Annotated in this window: 10 protein-coding genes; 3 read left to right on the forward strand and 7 right to left on the reverse strand. The window is 47.0% G+C overall.

Going from position 1 to position 18,704, the window contains the following annotated elements:
- Window positions 1-22 precede the first annotated feature (22 nt).
- The gene (locus tag Q1A23_RS15950; protein ID WP_299825062.1) at window positions 23-3,172 is read right to left on the reverse strand and encodes a TonB-dependent receptor; all 3,150 of its coding nucleotides are present in this window, start codon (window positions 3,170-3,172) and stop codon (window positions 23-25) included.
- Window positions 3,173-3,923: 751 nt separating this feature from the next.
- Here Q1A23_RS15950 and Q1A23_RS15955 point away from each other — a divergent pair.
- The 3 genes from Q1A23_RS15955 to Q1A23_RS15965 are packed head-to-tail and all read left to right on the forward strand — an operon-like array spanning window position 3,924 to window position 9,241.
- Window positions 3,924-7,094, forward strand: a complete 3,171-nt coding sequence (locus Q1A23_RS15955; protein WP_299825063.1) for a SusC/RagA family TonB-linked outer membrane protein — start codon at window positions 3,924-3,926, stop codon at window positions 7,092-7,094.
- An 18-nt stretch (window positions 7,095-7,112) separates the two neighbouring features.
- Window positions 7,113-8,618 carry a SusD/RagB family nutrient-binding outer membrane lipoprotein gene (locus Q1A23_RS15960; protein WP_299825064.1) on the forward strand — a complete coding sequence of 502 codons (1,506 nt, stop codon included), beginning with the start codon at window positions 7,113-7,115 and terminating at the stop codon, window positions 8,616-8,618.
- A gap of 23 nt (window positions 8,619-8,641) precedes the next feature.
- The gene (locus Q1A23_RS15965) at window positions 8,642-9,241 is read left to right on the forward strand and encodes a hypothetical protein (protein ID WP_299825066.1); all 600 of its coding nucleotides are present in this window, start codon (window positions 8,642-8,644) and stop codon (window positions 9,239-9,241) included.
- 71 nt (window positions 9,242-9,312) lie between these two features.
- Here the strand turns inward: Q1A23_RS15965 and Q1A23_RS15970 are convergent, their stop codons facing one another.
- The 6 genes from Q1A23_RS15970 to Q1A23_RS15995 all read right to left on the reverse strand — a co-directional run bounded on the left by Q1A23_RS15970 (window position 9,313) and on the right by Q1A23_RS15995 (window position 18,692).
- Complete coding sequence (locus Q1A23_RS15970) at window positions 9,313-10,362, reverse strand: DUF4249 domain-containing protein (RefSeq protein WP_299825068.1); 1,050 nt, start codon at window positions 10,360-10,362, stop codon at window positions 9,313-9,315.
- Between the two features lie 6 nt (window positions 10,363-10,368).
- On the reverse strand, window positions 10,369-12,765 hold the full coding sequence (locus Q1A23_RS15975; RefSeq protein ID WP_299825070.1) for a TonB-dependent receptor: 2,397 nt from the start codon (window positions 12,763-12,765) through the stop codon (window positions 10,369-10,371).
- A gap of 102 nt (window positions 12,766-12,867) precedes the next feature.
- A complete protein-coding gene (locus Q1A23_RS15980) occupies window positions 12,868-13,380 on the reverse strand; it encodes a lipid-binding protein (protein WP_299825072.1) in 513 nt (170 codons plus the stop codon).
- A 12-nt stretch (window positions 13,381-13,392) separates the two neighbouring features.
- A complete protein-coding gene (locus Q1A23_RS15985) occupies window positions 13,393-14,034 on the reverse strand; it encodes an immunoglobulin-like domain-containing protein (RefSeq protein ID WP_299825074.1) in 642 nt (213 codons plus the stop codon).
- 24 nt (window positions 14,035-14,058) lie between these two features.
- On the reverse strand, window positions 14,059-15,534 hold the full coding sequence (locus Q1A23_RS15990) for a SusD/RagB family nutrient-binding outer membrane lipoprotein (protein WP_299825075.1): 1,476 nt from the start codon (window positions 15,532-15,534) through the stop codon (window positions 14,059-14,061).
- Window positions 15,535-15,554: 20 nt separating this feature from the next.
- A complete protein-coding gene (locus Q1A23_RS15995) occupies window positions 15,555-18,692 on the reverse strand; it encodes a SusC/RagA family TonB-linked outer membrane protein (RefSeq protein ID WP_299825076.1) in 3,138 nt (1,045 codons plus the stop codon).
- Between the last annotated feature and the right edge of the window lie 12 nt (window positions 18,693-18,704).

Raw genomic sequence — 18,704 nt, forward strand, 5'->3', positions numbered from 1 at the left:
TCATTGGTAAGAAGATTAAAGATTAAAAGCCTAAGTTAACACCCAGTGTAAACATTCTTCCTTGAGGCACAGTATTTCGCTCTACACCTGGAGCCAGGTTAGAATTACCGTTTGTAGAGATCTCAGGGTCAACGCCGCTATACTTTGTAACAAGGAATGCATTGTCAACCTGGCCGTACACTCTAAGAGATGAGATGCCAGTTTTGCCAAATAACTGCGCTGGCAATCTGTAACCCAGTACTGTATTCTGAAGACGCAGGAAGTCGCCTTTCTCAACGTTTGTGTCGATTGCAAAAGCTGAACCGTTTGACACGTTATCACCAAAGATAGGACGTGGGATATCAGTTCTGTCTCCTTCATTTTGCCAGTGACCTAATACATCAGTATGGTTGTTCCAGAAACGCTGATCTCTCAGGCCTGCTTGTGTACCATTGTAGATGTAGTTGCCGCCAGAGTAAGTAAACAATAGGCTCAGGTCAAAGTTGCCGTAAGTGATATTGTTTGTAAAGCCACCATACCAGGTTGGTAAAGTGTTGTACATAGCTGAGGCGTCAGCACCGGAAACTGCAGAAGCAGTTCTGCCATCAAGGTACGTCCAGGCGTTAGCGCCACCACCGTGCAGGTACTGAACTTCTTCACCATTTTTGTTTATGAAGATTCTTCTGCCATTCTGCGGATTGACACCATTTGTTTTTACAACCCAAAGGCTACCAACTGAATTACCTACCCTTGTTAAGTTAGCTGTTTCAAGCTGAGTTACACCAGGGATTGGAGCGTTGCCGCCGGCAAGTGCTGTAACTTCGTTCTTATTAAGTGTCAGGTTAAGGTTTGTTCTCCAGGTAAATTTGCCTTTATCGATTGGTGTTGCACCAAGAGAGAATTCAAAGCCTTTGTTGTACATAGAGCCAACGTTCTGCAGGATACTGTTGCCAGGTATACCTTTAGAAGGTGCCTGTGGCGCTTCCAAAATAAGGTCGCTTACGTCGTTGTGGTAATAATTAACTTCTAAAGTAACTCTGTTGTTCAGCAAGCCTAAGTCAACACCTACGTTTGTCTGATCACTTGTTTCCCAAGAAAGGAATTTGTTACCAGCCTGTGAATATACAAGTGTTGAGATCTCTCCATATAAACCTGTTCCGAACAGAGAATATGAACCGAAGTCGCTTGGTAAGTTTCCGTTACCTACACGGCCCCAGCTACCTTTAAATCGAAGGTTTGATACAGTGTTAGCAAGAGAGCTGTTCTTAAAGAAATCTTCTTCAGAAAGGGCCCAACCTACTGAAGCGCCGCCAAAGTCACCCCAACGCTGCTCAGGAGCTAATGCAGAGTTACCGTCTCTTCTGTAGTTAGCGCTCAGGAAGTACTTGCCGCCGTAGTTATAGCTAATGCTTGACAGGTATGACTCGTATGCTCTTAAGCTAATTCCGTTACCGCCTGCAACGTTAGTAGTATAACCCGCCTGGAACACATCAAATCCTACGTCAGTAAGCGCCTGACGCACAGCACCCCAGTTTGTTACAGTAATTTTCTGAACATCAGTACCAGCCAGTATGCTAATGTTGTGCTTATCTGCTAATGTTGTCTGATACTGTAATGTGTTAACCCAGTTCCAGTTTTCTCTTCTGGCAGTATTGTTATAAGCGTAACCGCCCCAGCTAAAGCCGTCACCATGAACAGGGCTCCAGAACTGGATGTTCTCTGTGTTACCTCTGTCATAAGAGTAAGTAGTTCTAGCAGTTAAACCCTTCAGAATTGTAAAGTCAGCACCAATGTTAGAGATCAACCTGCTGTTTTCAGAGGTGTTTGTATTCAGATCCATAATTGGAAGCGGGTTCTGATACGTAATTGCAGCAAGGTTATTTCCCTGTCCAATTGTGTTTGAACCAGTAATGTTGTAGCTACCGTCAGGGTTTCTTGGTGCAATGTTTGGAGGCAACACAAGTGCAAGACGAGCCAGACCAGAAGACGCGAAAGACGCACCTGGAAGAGAGCCTGTCTGTGGCGCCTCGTTCATTGAGTTTGAATACGTTACATTACCTCTGAAATTAAACCAGTCTGTTACTTTGTGGTTTATGTTCAGCCTGGTGTTTTTACGATTGAACGAGTTTGTTTTGATAAAACCATCCTGATCAGTTACACCTACTGAGAAGTAATATGACGTGTTCTCATTGCCACCAGAAACTGACAGCGCGTGATTTTGAGAAATAGAACGACGATAAATCTCGTCATACCAATTAGTATCTACATTACCATCACCAGCAAAAAAGCTAACTCCGTTTGCATCACGCTGCGCCGTAGGAACTAGTGCCGGGTTAACAGAAAGAGCATTACTTATAGCTTTATTTTTGTAGTTTATATACTGCTCTGCATTAAGCATTTCTGGTAAACGCGCTGCTACACCAGTACCAACCCATCCATCGTAAGATACTTTCGCTTTACCTTGCTTACCTTTCTTTGTTGTGATGATCAATACACCAGCCGCGGCTCTTGATCCATAAATAGAAGTTGAGGCCGCATCCTTTAAAATATCAATAGACTCGATATCAGATGGATTGATGTCACCAAGCGGGTTGTTCGCAGCTGAGTTTGCTGACGCATCACCTGTGGCGATTGGAATACCGTCTACTACGATAAGAGGGAATGAGCTAAGCGAGATAGAGTTTATACCACGGATACGGATAACTGGAGGGTTGTTAAGTACACCATTTGGCTGTACAATGTTCACACCAGAAGCCTGACCTGTTAGTGCCTGCACAAAGCTTTGTACCGGACGGTCCTTGATAGCCTCGCCAGTTACAGAAGCCGCTGCACCAGTAAATTCTTCTCTGCTTTGCGTAGCATAGCCAGTTACAACAACTTCTTGCAATTGCTTATTATCCAGGGCCATTGCAACGTTTATTGTAGCAGAGTTACCCACCGCTCTTTCTACTGGCAGGTATCCAATATAACGGAACACAAGTGTATTGCCGCCTGCCGGTAGGTTAATAGTATAGGTACCGTCTGCAGATGTAGTTGTACCCACAGAAGTACCTTTAACAACGACAGCTACCCCTGGCAATCCTTGCGAGTTGGTCTGGTCCGTTACAGTACCAGACACGGTTTTGCTTTGAGCAACTGCCTGGTTCAGCAGCGTGAGCACCAAAGCAAAACTCATGAGTAATAGTTTTCTCATTTAAGTGTTTGAATTAAGGTGAATAATAGGTAAAAGGTTAGTAAAAGCTTATTTAGTGGCAATAACATTCCTGGTGCCTTACCAGAGGCACAAAAAATGTAGATATACAAAAGCACAGGCTGCTGTTAAAGCATGCCGTTTTTTTGATTTAAATAAGTTTTAGTAAGAGTATGTATACATCCTGCTATACAACAGACAGGACTTCAGGAAAAAAAACAAGCTGTTGTTGGAGCCTTAAAATTCAATTACACGAAAAGTTCTTCAGGCGATAGATCTCCAAATCTTCATCCAATGATATATAGGATTCAGGTAATTTGCAAACTTTGTTTAAATATTTTTTTCGACTAACGAGCAATTTTTCTCTACAAAATCAATGTTACACCATTTAAAGTAGATTAAAATCGCGTTTTACAGATAACATCTAGCCTCGGCTGTTTTAAAAGAGGCTTGAGTTTCAGTAATAATTCACAAAACTATATTATTAGAATAATTATAATAACTGCAAGTATAGCATAGATTATTGTCTTCTAATAGCTAACAGCAATTAAAAATGCACGTATAAAATGACACTACATTGTAATATATAACGAATATATATTACTATTAGCCACTACTCCTACACCTTACGCAGGCAGAGCCTTTGCCAGTATACCGCATAATATGCGGTGTTATCCTGCCACCCCTCCGGGATAACCTGTATCCATAACGCTTGATTACCATGCTTATTAATTTACTTAAACCCAACTAACAAATGAAAACACTACTACTATTGAGTTTTGTGCTTGTATTTGCTTTGCTGCAGCAGGCAATGGCACAAAGCCGAACAGTAACAGGCAGAGTTACTGATCAGGAAACAGCGCAGGGGCTACCGGGTGTAGCGGTGCTGGTAAAAGGAACAACGGTTGGCACAACAACAGGTGCTAACGGAGAGTACTCCATCAACGTGCCGGCAGATGGCAATACCCTGGTATACCGCTTTATTGGGTATACCACTATAGAACGCAGCATCGGCAACAGCGCCACCATTGATGTGGTAATGCGTGTGGATGCCAAACAGCTGGAAGAAGTAGTCGTAACAGCGGTTGGTATTGAACGTCAGAAAAGAGAAATATCTTATGCTGTTCAGGATGTTGGCGGAGAGCAAATTTCCCAAAAATCGGAACCGAACGTAGTTAACGCTTTGCAGGGAAAGGTGGCAGGTGTCGAAATCATCTCTTCCAGCGGCTTGCCCGGTGCAGGCACGCAGGTGTTTATCAGGGGCATTTCATCTGCTACAGGCAATAACCAACCGCTTTTTGTAGTGGATGGCATTCCCATTGACAACTCTACCAACTATACTTCGGCCCCTACGGTGGGTGGTGCCGCTTATTCTAACCGAGGCCTTGACATCAACCCAAATGATATTGAGTCGATGACTGTTTTGAAAGGGCCTGCTGCTGCTGCACTTTATGGCTCAAGAGCTGCAAACGGCGCTATACTTATCACAACCAAACGAGGCAGGGCTGGCGATGCAAACAAGGGCTTTGAGGTAACTGTTACTTCGTCTTACAACATGCAGGAAGTATACGGCCTGCCAGAATACCAGAATGACTATGGTGCCGGCAGCAATTTCAGGTACAGCCCAAATGTAACAGATAGTTGGGGGCCGCGCTTTGGCACACCAGGTATAACAACGGTACCCAATGCTGTTGGCAACCCCCTAGCCGAATTGGAGTACAGAGCCTACCCCGATAACGTTAAAGATTTTTTTGATCGCGGAAGGATTCTTGACAACGGTATTCAGCTTTCTGGAGCCGGAGAAAAAACACGTTATATTTTTAGCGCAAACAGCACAAATCAAAAAGGGATAATTCCTAATAGCGAACTAGACCGTATTTCACTTCGTGCTGCAGGTACTGCAGAGCTTTCTTATGGGCTTTCACTTGATGCATCCATTATCTACACCAACACAGATCAGGGAGGCTCGCTGCAGGGTAACTCTGGTTCAAGCCCATGGTTTACCTTGCCGTTTATTCCCAGAAGCTTAGACATAGAAAGAATACCATACAAATTGGCCCCAGGTGTGCAGGCCCCAACACTATTTAGTGCACTCAACCGGGATAACCCCCTTTGGAGCGTAAACGAGAACTTTTACGAAAGCGAAGTAAACAGAACTATTACAAGCGCCACTTTAAACTGGACCCCTGGCTTTTTCGAGGATGTGACTTTAACATACCGCATCGGCCTTGATCAATACTCAGATAAACGACGTGAAGCGGTGGCATTCGGGTCTATCAACTCCAACGGTAATACTGCCACAAACAGGCGCGGCTCCCAGATTTACGACGATATTTTCTACAGCCAGTTTAACCAGGATATTTTTGGTGTGTACCAAAAGGACATAACAGAAGATATAGGGCTCCGCTTTATGCTCGGCAACCAGATTAACACAATTAATACCGACAACCGAAATATAAGAGCAGAAGACCTGATCACGCCAGAATTCTACAACCTGATAAACCACACCAACACTAATATCTTTACTTTAAACACCGAAACCCAACGTAGACTGATAGGCGTGTATGGCCAATTGGGTTTGTCGTACAAGAACTGGCTTTTCGCAGAGTTCCAGGCACGTAACGACTGGTCATCTACCCTTTCCCTTGACCGTAACAGTTATTTCTATCCTGCGGTTAGCTTAGGGTTTGTATTTACAGATGCCTTAGGTATAGCAAACAACATACTTAGCTACGGTAAGTTAAGAGCCAGCTATGCAAGAGTTGGTAATGATGCCGGCATCTACCTGACAAACACAGTTTTTGTAAACCAGGGTTTTGGCAACAACGTGGCTGGCGTTTCTTTCCCGTTCAATGGCACGGTGGCAGCCTTAACAAGGGGAAACAGAAGAGGAAACGAATTGCTTAGTCCTGAATTTACAACCTCATACGAGGCAGGTGCAGAATTCACTTTACTCGATGGCCTTGCTTCGCTGGATGTAAACTACTTCTTCAACAAAACTACCGACCAGATTTTTAACGTGGCTGTACCTGGCTCAACTGGCTTTACAACATTTACTCAAAACGCTGGCCGCATTGATAACAAAGGTTGGGAAATATCGGCCACAGTAACGCCGGTTAACATCACGGATGGCTTCCGATGGGATATCAACGCTAACTTTACAGATATAAACTCAGAAGTTAAGTCGCTGGCTCCCGGCCTCGATGAATTCACGTTGCTAACAGGCGCGGGTGGTGGAGCATTTACTGGGTTAAGTCCGCTTCTGATTCCGGGCCAGCCATTCGGCATTATCCAATCGTCCGCATTCAGAAGAAACGACCAGGGCCAGTTTATTATCAACCCCAATACCGGCGTACCGGTTGTGGACCAAAACCCACAGATAATCGCCAACCCTAACGCTGATTGGTGGGGCAGCCTTTCCAACACCTTTAGCTTTAAAGGATTTTCTCTGGATGTGCTGCTGCAGTATGTGCACGGAGGCGACTTTTATTCCAGGCAAACACAAATTTCGCGCTTAAGGGGAGTACTGGAAGAACAGACAGAACGTGAGCGGCCTTACATGTTCCAGGGAGTGCTTGCCAATGCGGATGGTACTGCGAGTGATGTGCCGAACAATATACAGATATCAGCACAGGAATACTGGACAGCTTTGAACAACGCTAACGAGTTTGCTGTGTTTGACGCATCTGTGTTCCGGTTACGAGAGGTAACATTAGCTTATGCCTTACCGGCATCTATACTTGAAAGAACGCCTTTCGGGGCTGCTTCTATTTCGCTGACTGGCCGTAACCTCTTTTTCCATGCGCCAAACCTGCCACACGCCGACCCTGAGTCGAACCAGCTGGGAGGTAATACACGTGGTTTCGAGTTTAACTCTCCTCCTGCCGTGAGAAATTATGGCGTGAACCTGCGATTCACCTTCTAACCATTACGACTACGAATCATGAAAAAGCTAAATTTTATAAAAACAGCCATACTTACGCTTTCGTTTTTTGTCATCAGCGCCTGCGATGACTACCTTGATGTAAATGAGAGCCCCAACAACCTGCCAACAGCAGCTGTACAGAGCCTCTTGCCTGGCGCTGAAATAGGAACAGGATTCCTGGTTGGCAATACTGCACAAATAGTCAGTTCGCTGTGGATGCAGCAAATGGCAGGTACAGGTACGCAAACCGACCCATACGACAGGTACAACGTTTCGCCAGGTGATTTCAACAACGAATGGAACGCGCTATACGCTACTTTGCTAGATGACTTGCAGCAGATAAAAGTGCAAGGCCGTGAGGAAGGCAACTTTCACCATGCCGGCATGGCACAGATACTGCAAGTGTACGTATGGGCGTTAACGACTGATATCTGGGGCGATGTGCCGTTTAGCCAGGGTTTAAACTTTGATGAGTTTGACAAACCTGCCTATGACTCACAAGAGGAAATATACACAAGATTAATCACGCTATTGGATGAAGGCCTTGCAGACCTTGATAACACAACTGTGATTGCAGCCTCGCAAGGTGATCAGATTTACCAGGGCAACCTCGACAACTGGAGAAGAGCCGCTAATTCCATCAAGCTGAAGCTATACTTGCAGAGCCGCCTAAAAAACCCTGCCTCCGCAGAAGGGATAAACCAGCTAATATCTGACAATAACCTGATTAGCGCTAACGGCCAGAACTTTAACATTAACTTTTTTAGCTCTCCGGGATCATTTAACCCTATTTATCAATACAATCACTTAACCAGGGCTAATGACATGATTCTGAGCCAGCGTTTCTACGATTCGCTTAGTGTGCTGAATGACCCCCGGCTTCCTGTATTTTTTACTACTACAGGTGGTAACTTTGTAACCTATGATAATGGTGTGCATACTGCCACAAACTTTACAAGTCCCAACAGGTCTCGCTGGGGTGTGTATGTAGTCGGAAATGGCAACCAAAACGCTGATGGCACTATATCAAATGGCGGAGGTGCTCCCATACGGTTGATCACAACTTCCATGGTTAACTTCTGGCTGGCAGAGGCTGCCTTAACGCTTGGCACAACCGGTGACGCAGAAACATACTTCAGGCAGGCACTTGAGGCGCAGTTTAGCGATATCACCTCATTTGTTAGCGGGGCTAGTTTACCGGCAAACTTTGCCACCAACGCAACAGCTTACATCGACAGGCGGGTAGCAGCGTTCAATGCGGCATCTTCGCAGCAAGCAAAGTTAAATATACTTATCCGTGATAAATGGGCATCAAGTGTTGGCAATGCTTACGAAGCTTACAATGATTTTCGACGTACTGGCTTCCCCAACCTGCAAATAGCCCAGAACGCGCAGGCAGGCGTAACCCGTATTCCGGTAAGGTGGCCTTATGCACAGTCAGAAATACAGTCTAATGCTGCAAATGTGCCTCTTCAGGATTATCCTTCGGGTTTGCTTGTACCCGTTTGGTGGATGCCAGAATAGTATAAACCTTAAAGAAAACGACCATGAAAATCAACAATATACTTAGTAAGTGTGCCGCAATCCTGTTTGTGGCTTTTGCCGCATCAAGCTGCGAAGACGACGAATTTGACGGACTATTGAATGTAGACCCCGTGCCCGAGGCGGCGGTTACGTTTCCCCAGTCTGTTGGCGCCAATGGTTTTGCTCAATTAGACGAGGGGGCTTTCATTATCTTCCAGAACGCTATCTCTACAGGGGCCATCTCGGTAGATGTGCAGGTGCCTGAGGGTAAAGAAATAACAGCGGTATCTGTGGCTGCCCAACGCTTTAGAAACGGTGCGGCGACCTCTCCTAACATAAGCCCGACCTTGCCTACCACCACAACGCAGGCTGGTTTAAATGCACGTGCCCCTAATGCGGTTATCAACAGAAATACGGCTCCTAATATTGCTGTAAACCAGCCCATAGGGCCAGGCAGGACAGTTACATTTACCATTCCGGCTGGCGACTTACCGGCAGCTATTACAGACGAAGCCTTAGGCCCGCTGCAGGTAAACGATGTGATCCGCATGTTTTTTAGGGTAACGCTAGCGGATGGCACAGTACAGCGTGCCATGGAAGTGCGCGTTGTAGTTACAGGCTGACCACTCTAAGCCTGAAGTATAAAACCATCGCAGGGCTTAATTAGTGGTGCCCCGTGATGGTTTTATACTTTTCACCAAAAAGCAGGGCGCTCTGTCGTGCTTCTGCTTATCACACGGCAATCATCCGGAAAAACATACTCCCCAACCCGCACCCCCAGGTCTTCGCGCCCGATAACGACCACTTTGCTTGTTACCGCCGCTGCACCAAAGAAGCCGAGCGCTTTTACATCCGGATCGTTTGTGCTGGTAATGTTGCCGATTATAGTGGCCGGCGGCGGATCCTGTATACTCTCTCCGATCTCAATCTGTGCTTTGAGTAGCCGCCAGTAGTCGTAGGCAGCCTCTGAAACGGACATTTGCTTTACCTCCAGGTGGTATTTAGTACCAAAGGCCTGCTCTGTCACGGGGATGCTCGTAACCACATGCCTGCTAAGTATTCTGCCGTTAATCAGTCGGTCGTTCTGCACGTTTACACGGTTGCCAGGACTGGTAACCCAGCATACTTCGCAGCAATCTTTGGGCATTGGCACCCACACCCCTCTCACTTTTTCAGCGTAATTCCAGGGTTGGGTGTTTACCTGAAAGGTGCCTTGCCACTGCCATTTGTAATAGTTCCTCTCCTGTAAAGGGTCCGGCACATCCACCAGCACATCCACAACATACATCGTCTCTTCTACCTCAACCTCATTCAGGATCTGCTGCGCCCGCACTTCAAAGTATAAACTATCCATCGGGGGCACAGGCTGCAGCGTTTCCGGGGCTGAAGTATACTCCTGCCCATTTCTTGTGCGGATGCTTAAAGTATACGTATGGCCTACTTCGCCTTGTATACCTGCCTGGCTTGTCTGGTATACTCCCGGCTCTGTTTCTGTAAGCGTTTCCTGGTTTCCCCGGTCATCAACTATTACAACTGTAGCCCGCGCTTCTACTGCGTTCCAGCTGTCAGTGTAGGTGTTGTAGGGCTTGCTTCTGCTTAGGCGCACGGTGTAGGGCCCTGGCTCATTAGTGATCATGCCGTCCACTACCAACTGCTCTGCCTGGTTCTCTATCTCCAGATCAAGCGGGTCGATGCAGCTGTTGGTAAACAAAAGCACTATACTTAAGATAATAGCTTTTCTCATAAGGCCTTACCTGAATTTAAAGTCGTAGGAAACAGATGGCAGCGGCACCCCTACTACCGCCAGCTGGTAAGCTCTTGGGGGTGATCCCTGAATTTGCCTGAAAAACACAGCGTAAGGATTTTTGCGCCCGTACACATTGTAAAGCGAGAGGTTCCAGGTTCCTTGCCAACGCTTGCTTTTCGCCTTTTGCGGCAACAGCGACACCGACAAGTCCAGGCGATGATAATCGGGAATACGCTGTTGGTTACGATCTCCGAAATGGGGAACCACAAAATCGCCAATAACATAATGCGAGAGCGGCGCCGTGACAGGGCGGCCTGTGCTGTAAGTAAAATTACCTGCCAGCACCCACCGTTTGCCTGCTTCATAGCTGCCTACCAGGTTCAGGGTATGCGGTTTGTCGTAGCTGGTCGGGTAGTAATTTCCGTTATTGATGGTCTCTGCTGCAGTAGCGCCTTTAATGGAGATCTCGGAGCGGGCATAAGTATAGTTTAGCCAACCGGTAAGTTTGCCGCTAACCTTATTTATACTTGCCTCCACCCCATACGCTCTGCCTGCGCCTGCCAACAGGTCTGCTTCCAGGGTCTTGTTCAAGTATAAATTAGCTCCATTCTTATAATCCGGCATATTTTTAATCTGTTTAAAATAACCCTCTACAGAGGCCTCTATCACATTCTGCCTGAAGTTTCGGAAATACCCCAGGCTAAGCTGATCCCCTACCTGAGGCCTCACATACGTGTTGCTGCTCTTCCAGATATCGGTGGGTGAAATGGTGGTGGTATTGGAGATGAGGTGAATGTATTGCCTGTGGCGGTTATACCCTAGTTTGATGGCGCTTCGCTCGTTTAAAGTATAATTAACGGCTACCCTTGGCTCGGCCCCGTGGTACGTTTCGATGATCTCGCCGCTCTTAAAATGTAGCGTATCGGTAATGGTACGCTCCTGCTTAGGCACTCCCGGCTGATACTGGTATACTTGTCCCGCTCCGTAATTAGCATAAAAAGAGTAACGCAAGCCATACATCAGCGATAATTTGGGCGACACTTTTACCTCATCATTCAGGTACAGGGCGCTCTCCAGGGCGTGTTCCTGCTGCAATTGCAAAGGCAACACCTGCGATTCGGGGGCGGTGGGTTTAAGGCTGCCCTGCCGGAAAGTATAATCCATGGCTGACGCACCAAAGTTTGCCGTATGCTTGCCCGCCACCAGCATAAAATCCGCTTTTATACTTTTAAGCTCTATCCCGTTGCTGTACTCCGAAGCGTTAACCCGTTCCTCAGCATTCACTTTAAAAGTATAAGCAGTATACACACCGGTAATATCCATAGAGAAGCCTGGGCTAAAGCGATGGGTATACTTTGCGGTGCCAGCGTTAGTAGACCAGTTGTAGAGGGTGTCGCCGGAGAAGCCAAATGCGTCGGAGCTGCGGTAACCCGATAGCGAAAGCTTGCTGCGCTGATGAAAGCTATGGCTTATTTTTGCCGACACGTCATAGAAAGAGGCGCTGCTGTTGCGGATAGTTGCGTCAGGCATTTTGCGCAAAAGCCAATCGGAGTATGAACTGCGGCCAGCTATCAGAAAAGATGTTTTACCTGTAATTATCGGCCCCTCCACAGCCAGCCTTGCAGAGATAATCCCAACCCCTCCATTTAAGGCAAAACCCTCTAAGCTTCCCTCCCGCTGCCTTACATCCAACACCGACGAAATGCGCCCGCCATATTGTGCCGGCACCCCGCCCCGGTATAGCGTAACATCCGCTACCGCATCAGGATTAAAAACTGAAAAAAAGCCGAAGAGGTGAGCACTATTAAAAAGAGGCGCACCATCCAGTAGCACCAGGTTTTGATCTATACTTCCGCCACGCACATTAAAGCCTGTAGCCGCCTCTCCCACCGAACTTACGCCGGGCAGCAACTTTATACTTTTCACAACGTCTACCTCTCCCAAAAAGGCAGGCACAGATTTAACTGTAACTATACTAAGGTTGGTGATGCCGCTTTGAACGCTGTTAATGTTATCATGTGCTGGCCTCTGCGCCACCACTCCCACTTCGGATAGCTGCACCGAAGATCGCACCAGTTGCACGTTTAGCGTTGTGTTCTTGCTGCCGTTAAAGCGGAGGCTTATTTTTTCGTAGCCCAAGTATGAAACGGTAAGGGTGTTCTCTCCTGCTTGCACAGCCAATCTAAAATACCCCTTTTCATCTGTCGTGGTTCCTGCGTTGCCTTTTTCAGCAACTACGGCTGCGCCTGCGATGGCCTCTCCTGTCTGGGCATCGCGCACAGTACCGCTTACGGTACTTTTTTGGTTAGGCTGAGCGATTTGTGCTGCTTTCGTATACTGATGCAGCACCCCATGGAACACCATACAAAGTATGAGGAGGCGGAGCAGTAGCAGCTTCATAGCGTTAAAACCTACAGAGAGTTTAAGTATGCGTGTAAAGTTGAAAGCAGCTAAAAGACAGACCCGTTTTGAGTCTGCCTTTTAGCTGCTTTCAACTTTCAATTATTCGAATCCTGTGCTTCGGTGCCCGTACACGTGGTAAATTGTGCCGAAAGGGCTTGGGTTACCTTCGGCATCTTCATCATCGTCGAAGGATACTCTAAAGTAGATGCTGTCTCTCTGGATGCCGTTCACCTGCGCCCCGTTAAGAAATACCCGCCCATCGGTTATCGTAACCTGCGAGGCACGTGTAGTATTTTGCAGATTCTCTCCTCCAAAGCTTAGGTCGCTTATGTTTGTCGGGGTTTTCGCTTTAAAATCCCAGAAACTGCCATGGTCATCCACCCATACTTCAGAAGGCACGTTGGCTGCTGTATTGTATATCAGGAGTTCCGCGTGATCCAGTAATGGCTCAAACTGGCCGGGAGCCGTTTCTATACTGTAGGTTACCGTCCAATCGCCGGCAATAGGATAGGCTGCCGTAAATTCTATGTCATCGTCATCATCGTCATCGCAGGCTGTAAAACACCCTAACGACAAGAACAAAAGAAGCAGTAAAGTATATTTAAGTTTCATAGCAGTTCAGGTTTATAGTTTAACAAATGTTCGGAGTACATCTCCGTAGCCCGGGTTTATTACCGCCCAACTATAGCTTACCCCAGGTATTACAGTTCCATCAACAGCAGAAAACAAGCTTCCCTGTACATCCTGCGGCGGCACTCCCAACTGGCCAACATCATAATGAAAGAACCTGACAGTGGTTGCAGGCCCAGGTGCAGCAACACCTCCAATGTTATCTGTTTGATATAAACCCGGCTCTATAAGGGTTACTGTGGATACTCCCTCTGCGCCAGCATTGCGCTTATACTGCCCGCTCAAGTCAATGGCGGCGGCTTCAGGAGTGATAACGCCAACATACCTTGTGGCAGAGGCGGAAAAGCCTTCCTGGTTAAAAGCAGTATATGTTAGCACATACACCCCCGGTGTATTCACATCCACAGCACCTGTTGTAGTTACCTCGATAGGCGTTTCTCCTTCCAAAGCTTCCGCACCAGGGTCTGTAAAGGCTTCCCCAACCATAAGCACATTCCATTGCTCCCCGTTGATATTAACGATAGGGTATGTTGTTACAAAAGATACTTTTGCCGTTTCATCATCTTTCTCGCAGCCACTCAGGAAAACAACTATGAACGCAAAGGCTACGGATAAAAACTTATTTCTATTTTTCATCTTTTCTAAATCTAAATTTCTACACTAGTCTTTTACATCCCACCAAACTGGCACAGTAGTTTCCACAAGACCTGGGTAGCTTGTATTTCGGGTAGCCTCGGTATTCGGATAAACTAAACGCTTTGGTATGATGCCCGCGCCCAGCGTAGAAGCCGCAGAGGGCTCAATAAAGCTAGGATACCCCGTTCTCCTGTACTCCGTCCAGGCTTCGAAACCTTGAACTCCGCTAAACGAAACCCATTTCTGAGTAATTATCTGCTCGACCTGCTCCTCTACTGCCGCTCCGGTAGGGTAGACTACACCAGGCCGCTGCAGAAATGCTGTCACGCTTGCTGCATCTTCGCCAACGTAATCAAACGAGGCTCTTATACCCTGTGCATACAGTTCACTTGCGGTGCCTGCACCGTTTGTCCAGCCTCTGGCTACTGCCTCCGCCTGCAAAAAGTAGCTTTCGGCTGCGGTAATTAGTGGTATTGCGGTTGTTGGGCTCGCTACTGCCGGGCCGGGCTTAGATACCGTGTTGGCCTGGTTACCTGTTCTTTCAGGGGTGCATTCTACCCCCTGGTCCACGCCAACAAAGTTTCCGGCACCGGCACCACTTTCTACCGGGGCAAAAAACTCATCTATTCGCGGATCATTGGTATCCTGCAGATAATTGAGAACTGTGTTACTGGCCACCACATCCACTCCTCCTCTAAATACCACCTGTGTCTGGTAAAACGGATTCCTATTTTGAGTCTGGTCAGCAAATTCCACGTCTGCAGTTTCGCCAATATCCAAGAACTGTGCCCCTGCGCTATACATGGCCTGTATTCCGGACTGCGCAACATCAGGCCTTACATAAGCCTGTCGGAGAAATATTTTCAGCTTAAGTGTGTTGGCAAATTTTGTCCATAGGTTCATGTCACCATTAAATACAAGATCATCGCGCGCCGGTGAGTCGGCATTGGGGTCTATTAAAGCGATGGCTGCATCCAACCTCGAGATCAGGTCGTTGTAGATTTCTTCCTGGGGCTGGTATTCTGGGTTAAGGTTTTCAAGTCCTTGTAGTGATGCAGAAGCTGGAACATCTCCCCAGGCATCCGTAATTACCTGTATCGTATAAACCTGCATAATCTCACCGATGGCAGCATAATTTGACTGCTCGTTTAAGGTTGCCTCATCGGCCACGAACCTGAAATCGTTCAAGGCTCCGGCATACAGCTCGCCCCATACACGTGCATCGTAACTGGAGGATTGGATTTCGTAAAGCTCCAGCACACAATACTGGTTAGCGGCACCGGCTTGTGTCCAGTGCTGCGCAAAGAAGTTACCTAAAAACTGGAATTGGTTACCTAGCACGTAAGCCAGCTCACCTTGCCCTACCGGCAAGGTAAGTTCTGGTGTAGATACAGCCGGGTTATTCGGATCCGTGTTTACATCCAAGAAGTTTTCGCAGGCAGTTAAACTCATAAATGAAGCTAAAACTGTCGCAAACACATATTTATATATCTTTTTCATGATTTCTCTGTTCAGGTGTCTTAAAAAGTAACTCTGATGTTAGCACCCCATGAGCGTGTACTAGGCGTACTGGTGAAGTCGTAGCCTTGCAGGTTTCCATTACCAAAGCTGTTCATCTCAGGGTCGATGTATGTATTCTCATCAGGCGTCCAGAGAATCAGGTTTCTGCCAGAAACACCAACCTCGATATTGCCAAGGAAAGTTTTTTCAGTTATTGATGCTGGCAGTCTGTAAGACAGGCTAACCTCTCTTAGCTTTGTAAAAGAGGCATCAATGATGTTTGTGCCTTCCGGCAAGTTGCCCCAGTAATCGTAAAGGTTACTGTTCGTTAGTGGTGTTGTGTTTTCGGCATACTCTCCGGTAGTACCAACTTCTACCACAGAATTAGGAATGATGAAAGGTTGGCGGTCGTTGTAGATTGTTTCTGGGGCTGTACCTGCAAACCGTTGTGTTGCCCTGGTCCTGGAGTACATTTTACCGCCCTGTCTTGTATCAAACACAATGGATAAGCGCGCCCCTTTATACTTGAATGTATTCACCAATCCTCCCGTCCAGTCCGGCTGTATACTGCCCTGGTAGGTTTGCTCAGTTGATGACCTTGGCCTACCTGTTGCAGGGTTTACAACGATGCGGCCTTGCGGATCGCGCAGGTAATCCTCTGCTAGGAATGTACCATAGGGCCTTCCTTCTGAAACAACTAAGGTAGCAGAGGCCAAGCCTCCTAAAGATATTTCTGTTCCTACCGCTACCTCTTCTACGGTGTTCTCAATTTTTGTAAAATTGACGCTCACATCCCATGAAAAATCATTCGTTTCGAATGGAATACCGCCAACCAGCAACTCAAGGCCTTTATTGCGAACAGTTGCTGCATTCAGGTTAGCATTACCAAAGCCTGAGGCATAAGAGATAGGCACCGATAGTATCTGGTCAACAGATTTGGAGTCAAAGTAAGCTGCATCCAGCCTTACCCGATCATTAAACAGCCTGATATCTGCACCAACTTCCCAGGAGCCTGTATTTTCTGGTTGCAGCTCGTTATTAGGAATTACGTTGCTTACTTCAAACCCAGGGATTCCTGCAAAAGGGAAATTCAGGTCTGTACCGGCAAAGCCATCGCTGATATTACCCGACACAAACACACGCTGTGTAAAAAATGGAGGAGCGCCGTTGCCAACATCGGCATAATTGATGCGCAATTTGGCAAAGTTGAATGGTGTCGATTCGCTTAACCCAAAAGCCTCTGCAGCATCAAAAGCAAGGTTTACCGAAGGATAAAAGAAGCTCCAGTCACCTACTGGTAACGTAGAAGCCCAGTCGTTACGGCCTGTAACTTCTAACCATATAAAATCTCTGAAGCCCACCTTGGCAGATCCGTACACTCCGATCAGCCTTCTTGGCTCTCTAAAGCTGCTTGCCAAAGGTGTACCCACAATATTGCTGAGCGACCTAACCTGGTTATTTGCCAGGGCGTCGGCCTGAGCAAACAGGTTCTCAGTTACCTGGGCTGTTATTGCCTGGCCCAAAAGCACTTCCAGCGAAATGTCCTCGTTTATATCACGGTTATAGTTAACCATGAAGTCTGAATTTATTTCACGGTAATATATCTGCTGCTCCGAGTAAGAACCGTTGTCGTTGTTTGAAACATTTTGCCCCTCTACATCTCTGATGGCCTGAAATTGCTTGCGGCGATCAATGTAAAAATCTGTACCAATGCGGTATACAAAATTCAGGTTCTCATTTAGCTCATACCCTAACTGCACGTTACCAAACAGCCTGTCCACATCATTTGTAAATGTTTGGTTTCGGATGGCCCAATAAGGATTAATGGTATAAGGGGAATAAAAACCTGCCTCATCATTAAAGGGGTTATTCAGGTCTTCCAATTCCCGCACCGGAATATCGCGAGGGGTTTGAATAAGTTGGTTGAACACAGAATTACCTTGTCCGGTAATGGCAAAATCGCCTCCGGATTTGGTATAGGTGATGGATACATTTGAATTAAACTTGTTTGCCAGCTTGGCTGTGCCTTTAAACGCTAACGAATTTCGCTCATACTCTGTGCCTGGCACCACCCCTTCCTGCTGGGTGTTGGAGTACGAAGTATAGTATGTTACATTTTCACCGGCTCCGGACAGGGATGCAGTATTTGTCCAGTTAGAGCCATAATCGAAAAATTCTTCGATGTTATCCTCCAGGGCCACATAAGGCTTTACGCGCTGCTGGCCGTCAATTATTTGTCCCCAAGGCAGCAGCTCACCTGTAAACACAGGCCCCCAACTGGTATTTTCCAGTAAGTCTGGCGCACCGAAGAAACCCTGCCCATAACGGTTTTGCAGCTCCGGATATCGAAGTATGTCTTCGACTACATAAGAAGAAAGTAAGGTGATTTCGGCTTTCTTGGTTGCCCCTCTGCCTGATTTAGTTGTAATCATGATTACCCCGTTAGCTGCCCGGGAGCCATAAAGTGCAGCTGCGGCAGGCCCCTTAAGTATGTTCACCGACTCAATGTCGTCGGGGTTAATGTCGTTGGCGCGGTTACCCACGTCTACACCATTGTTAAGGTTATCGCTTGTGCCGGAGCTGCTATTATCTACCGGAACCCCATCAATTACAAAGAGTGCCTGGTTAGAGCCTATGATAGATTTAGAGCCCCTAATAACCACACGAGTAGAAGAACCCGGACCACCGCCCTGGCTTTGTATGTTAACGCCGGCAACTTTGCCCTGCAGCGCATTGGCCACACTTCGCTCACGGCCCTGCGTTAGCGTTTCTGAACCTACCTGCTGCGTCGCGTAGCCTAGTGTTCTTTCTTCTTGCTCACGGCCAAGGGCTGTTACCACAACCTCTTGCAGTTGCTTGGCATCCACGCCCAGCGCCACGTTTATGGTAGTTGCATTGCCTATTTCTCGTGTTACAGTAGCATATCCAATAAAACGGAATTCTAAAGTATTGGCGGTTTCCGGAACGGTTATAGAATATTCTCCTGTCGCCCCTGTGGTAGTACCAGTAGTGGTACCCCTAACAATTACTGCAACGCCCGGTAATCCATCTCCCGTAGCTTGGTCTGTTACAGTACCTGTTATAGTTCTGCCCTGTGCCCAAGCCTGCTGCATGCAGACAAATAGCAAGGCAAAACTTACTAGTAGTAGTTTTTTCATGGTGTGGTAGTT

Origin of the sequence: uncultured Pontibacter sp., assembly GCF_947492645.1 — a bacterium.
In the GTDB taxonomy this organism is placed as follows: Bacteria; Bacteroidota; Bacteroidia; order Cytophagales; family Hymenobacteraceae; genus Pontibacter.

Bases quoted from the DNA above. Each gene is read 5' to 3' on its own strand.
- Q1A23_RS15965 (WP_299825066.1), top strand. From the start codon at position 8,642: ATGAAAATCAACAATATACTTAGTAAGTGTGCCGCAATCCTGTTTGTG.
- Q1A23_RS15955 (WP_299825063.1), top strand. From the start codon at position 3,924: ATGAAAACACTACTACTATTGAGTTTTGTGCTTGTATTTGCTTTGCTG.
- Q1A23_RS15970 (WP_299825068.1), bottom strand. From the start codon at position 10,362: ATGAGAAAAGCTATTATCTTAAGTATAGTGCTTTTGTTTACCAACAGC.
- Q1A23_RS15990 (WP_299825075.1), bottom strand. From the start codon at position 15,534: ATGAAAAAGATATATAAATATGTGTTTGCGACAGTTTTAGCTTCATTT.
- Q1A23_RS15950 (WP_299825062.1), bottom strand. From the start codon at position 3,172: ATGAGAAAACTATTACTCATGAGTTTTGCTTTGGTGCTCACGCTGCTG.
- Q1A23_RS15995 (WP_299825076.1), bottom strand. From the start codon at position 18,692: ATGAAAAAACTACTACTAGTAAGTTTTGCCTTGCTATTTGTCTGCATG.
- Q1A23_RS15960 (WP_299825064.1), top strand. From the start codon at position 7,113: ATGAAAAAGCTAAATTTTATAAAAACAGCCATACTTACGCTTTCGTTT.
- Q1A23_RS15985 (WP_299825074.1), bottom strand. From the start codon at position 14,034: ATGAAAAATAGAAATAAGTTTTTATCCGTAGCCTTTGCGTTCATAGTT.
- Q1A23_RS15980 (WP_299825072.1), bottom strand. From the start codon at position 13,380: ATGAAACTTAAATATACTTTACTGCTTCTTTTGTTCTTGTCGTTAGGG.
- Q1A23_RS15975 (WP_299825070.1), bottom strand. From the start codon at position 12,765: ATGAAGCTGCTACTGCTCCGCCTCCTCATACTTTGTATGGTGTTCCAT.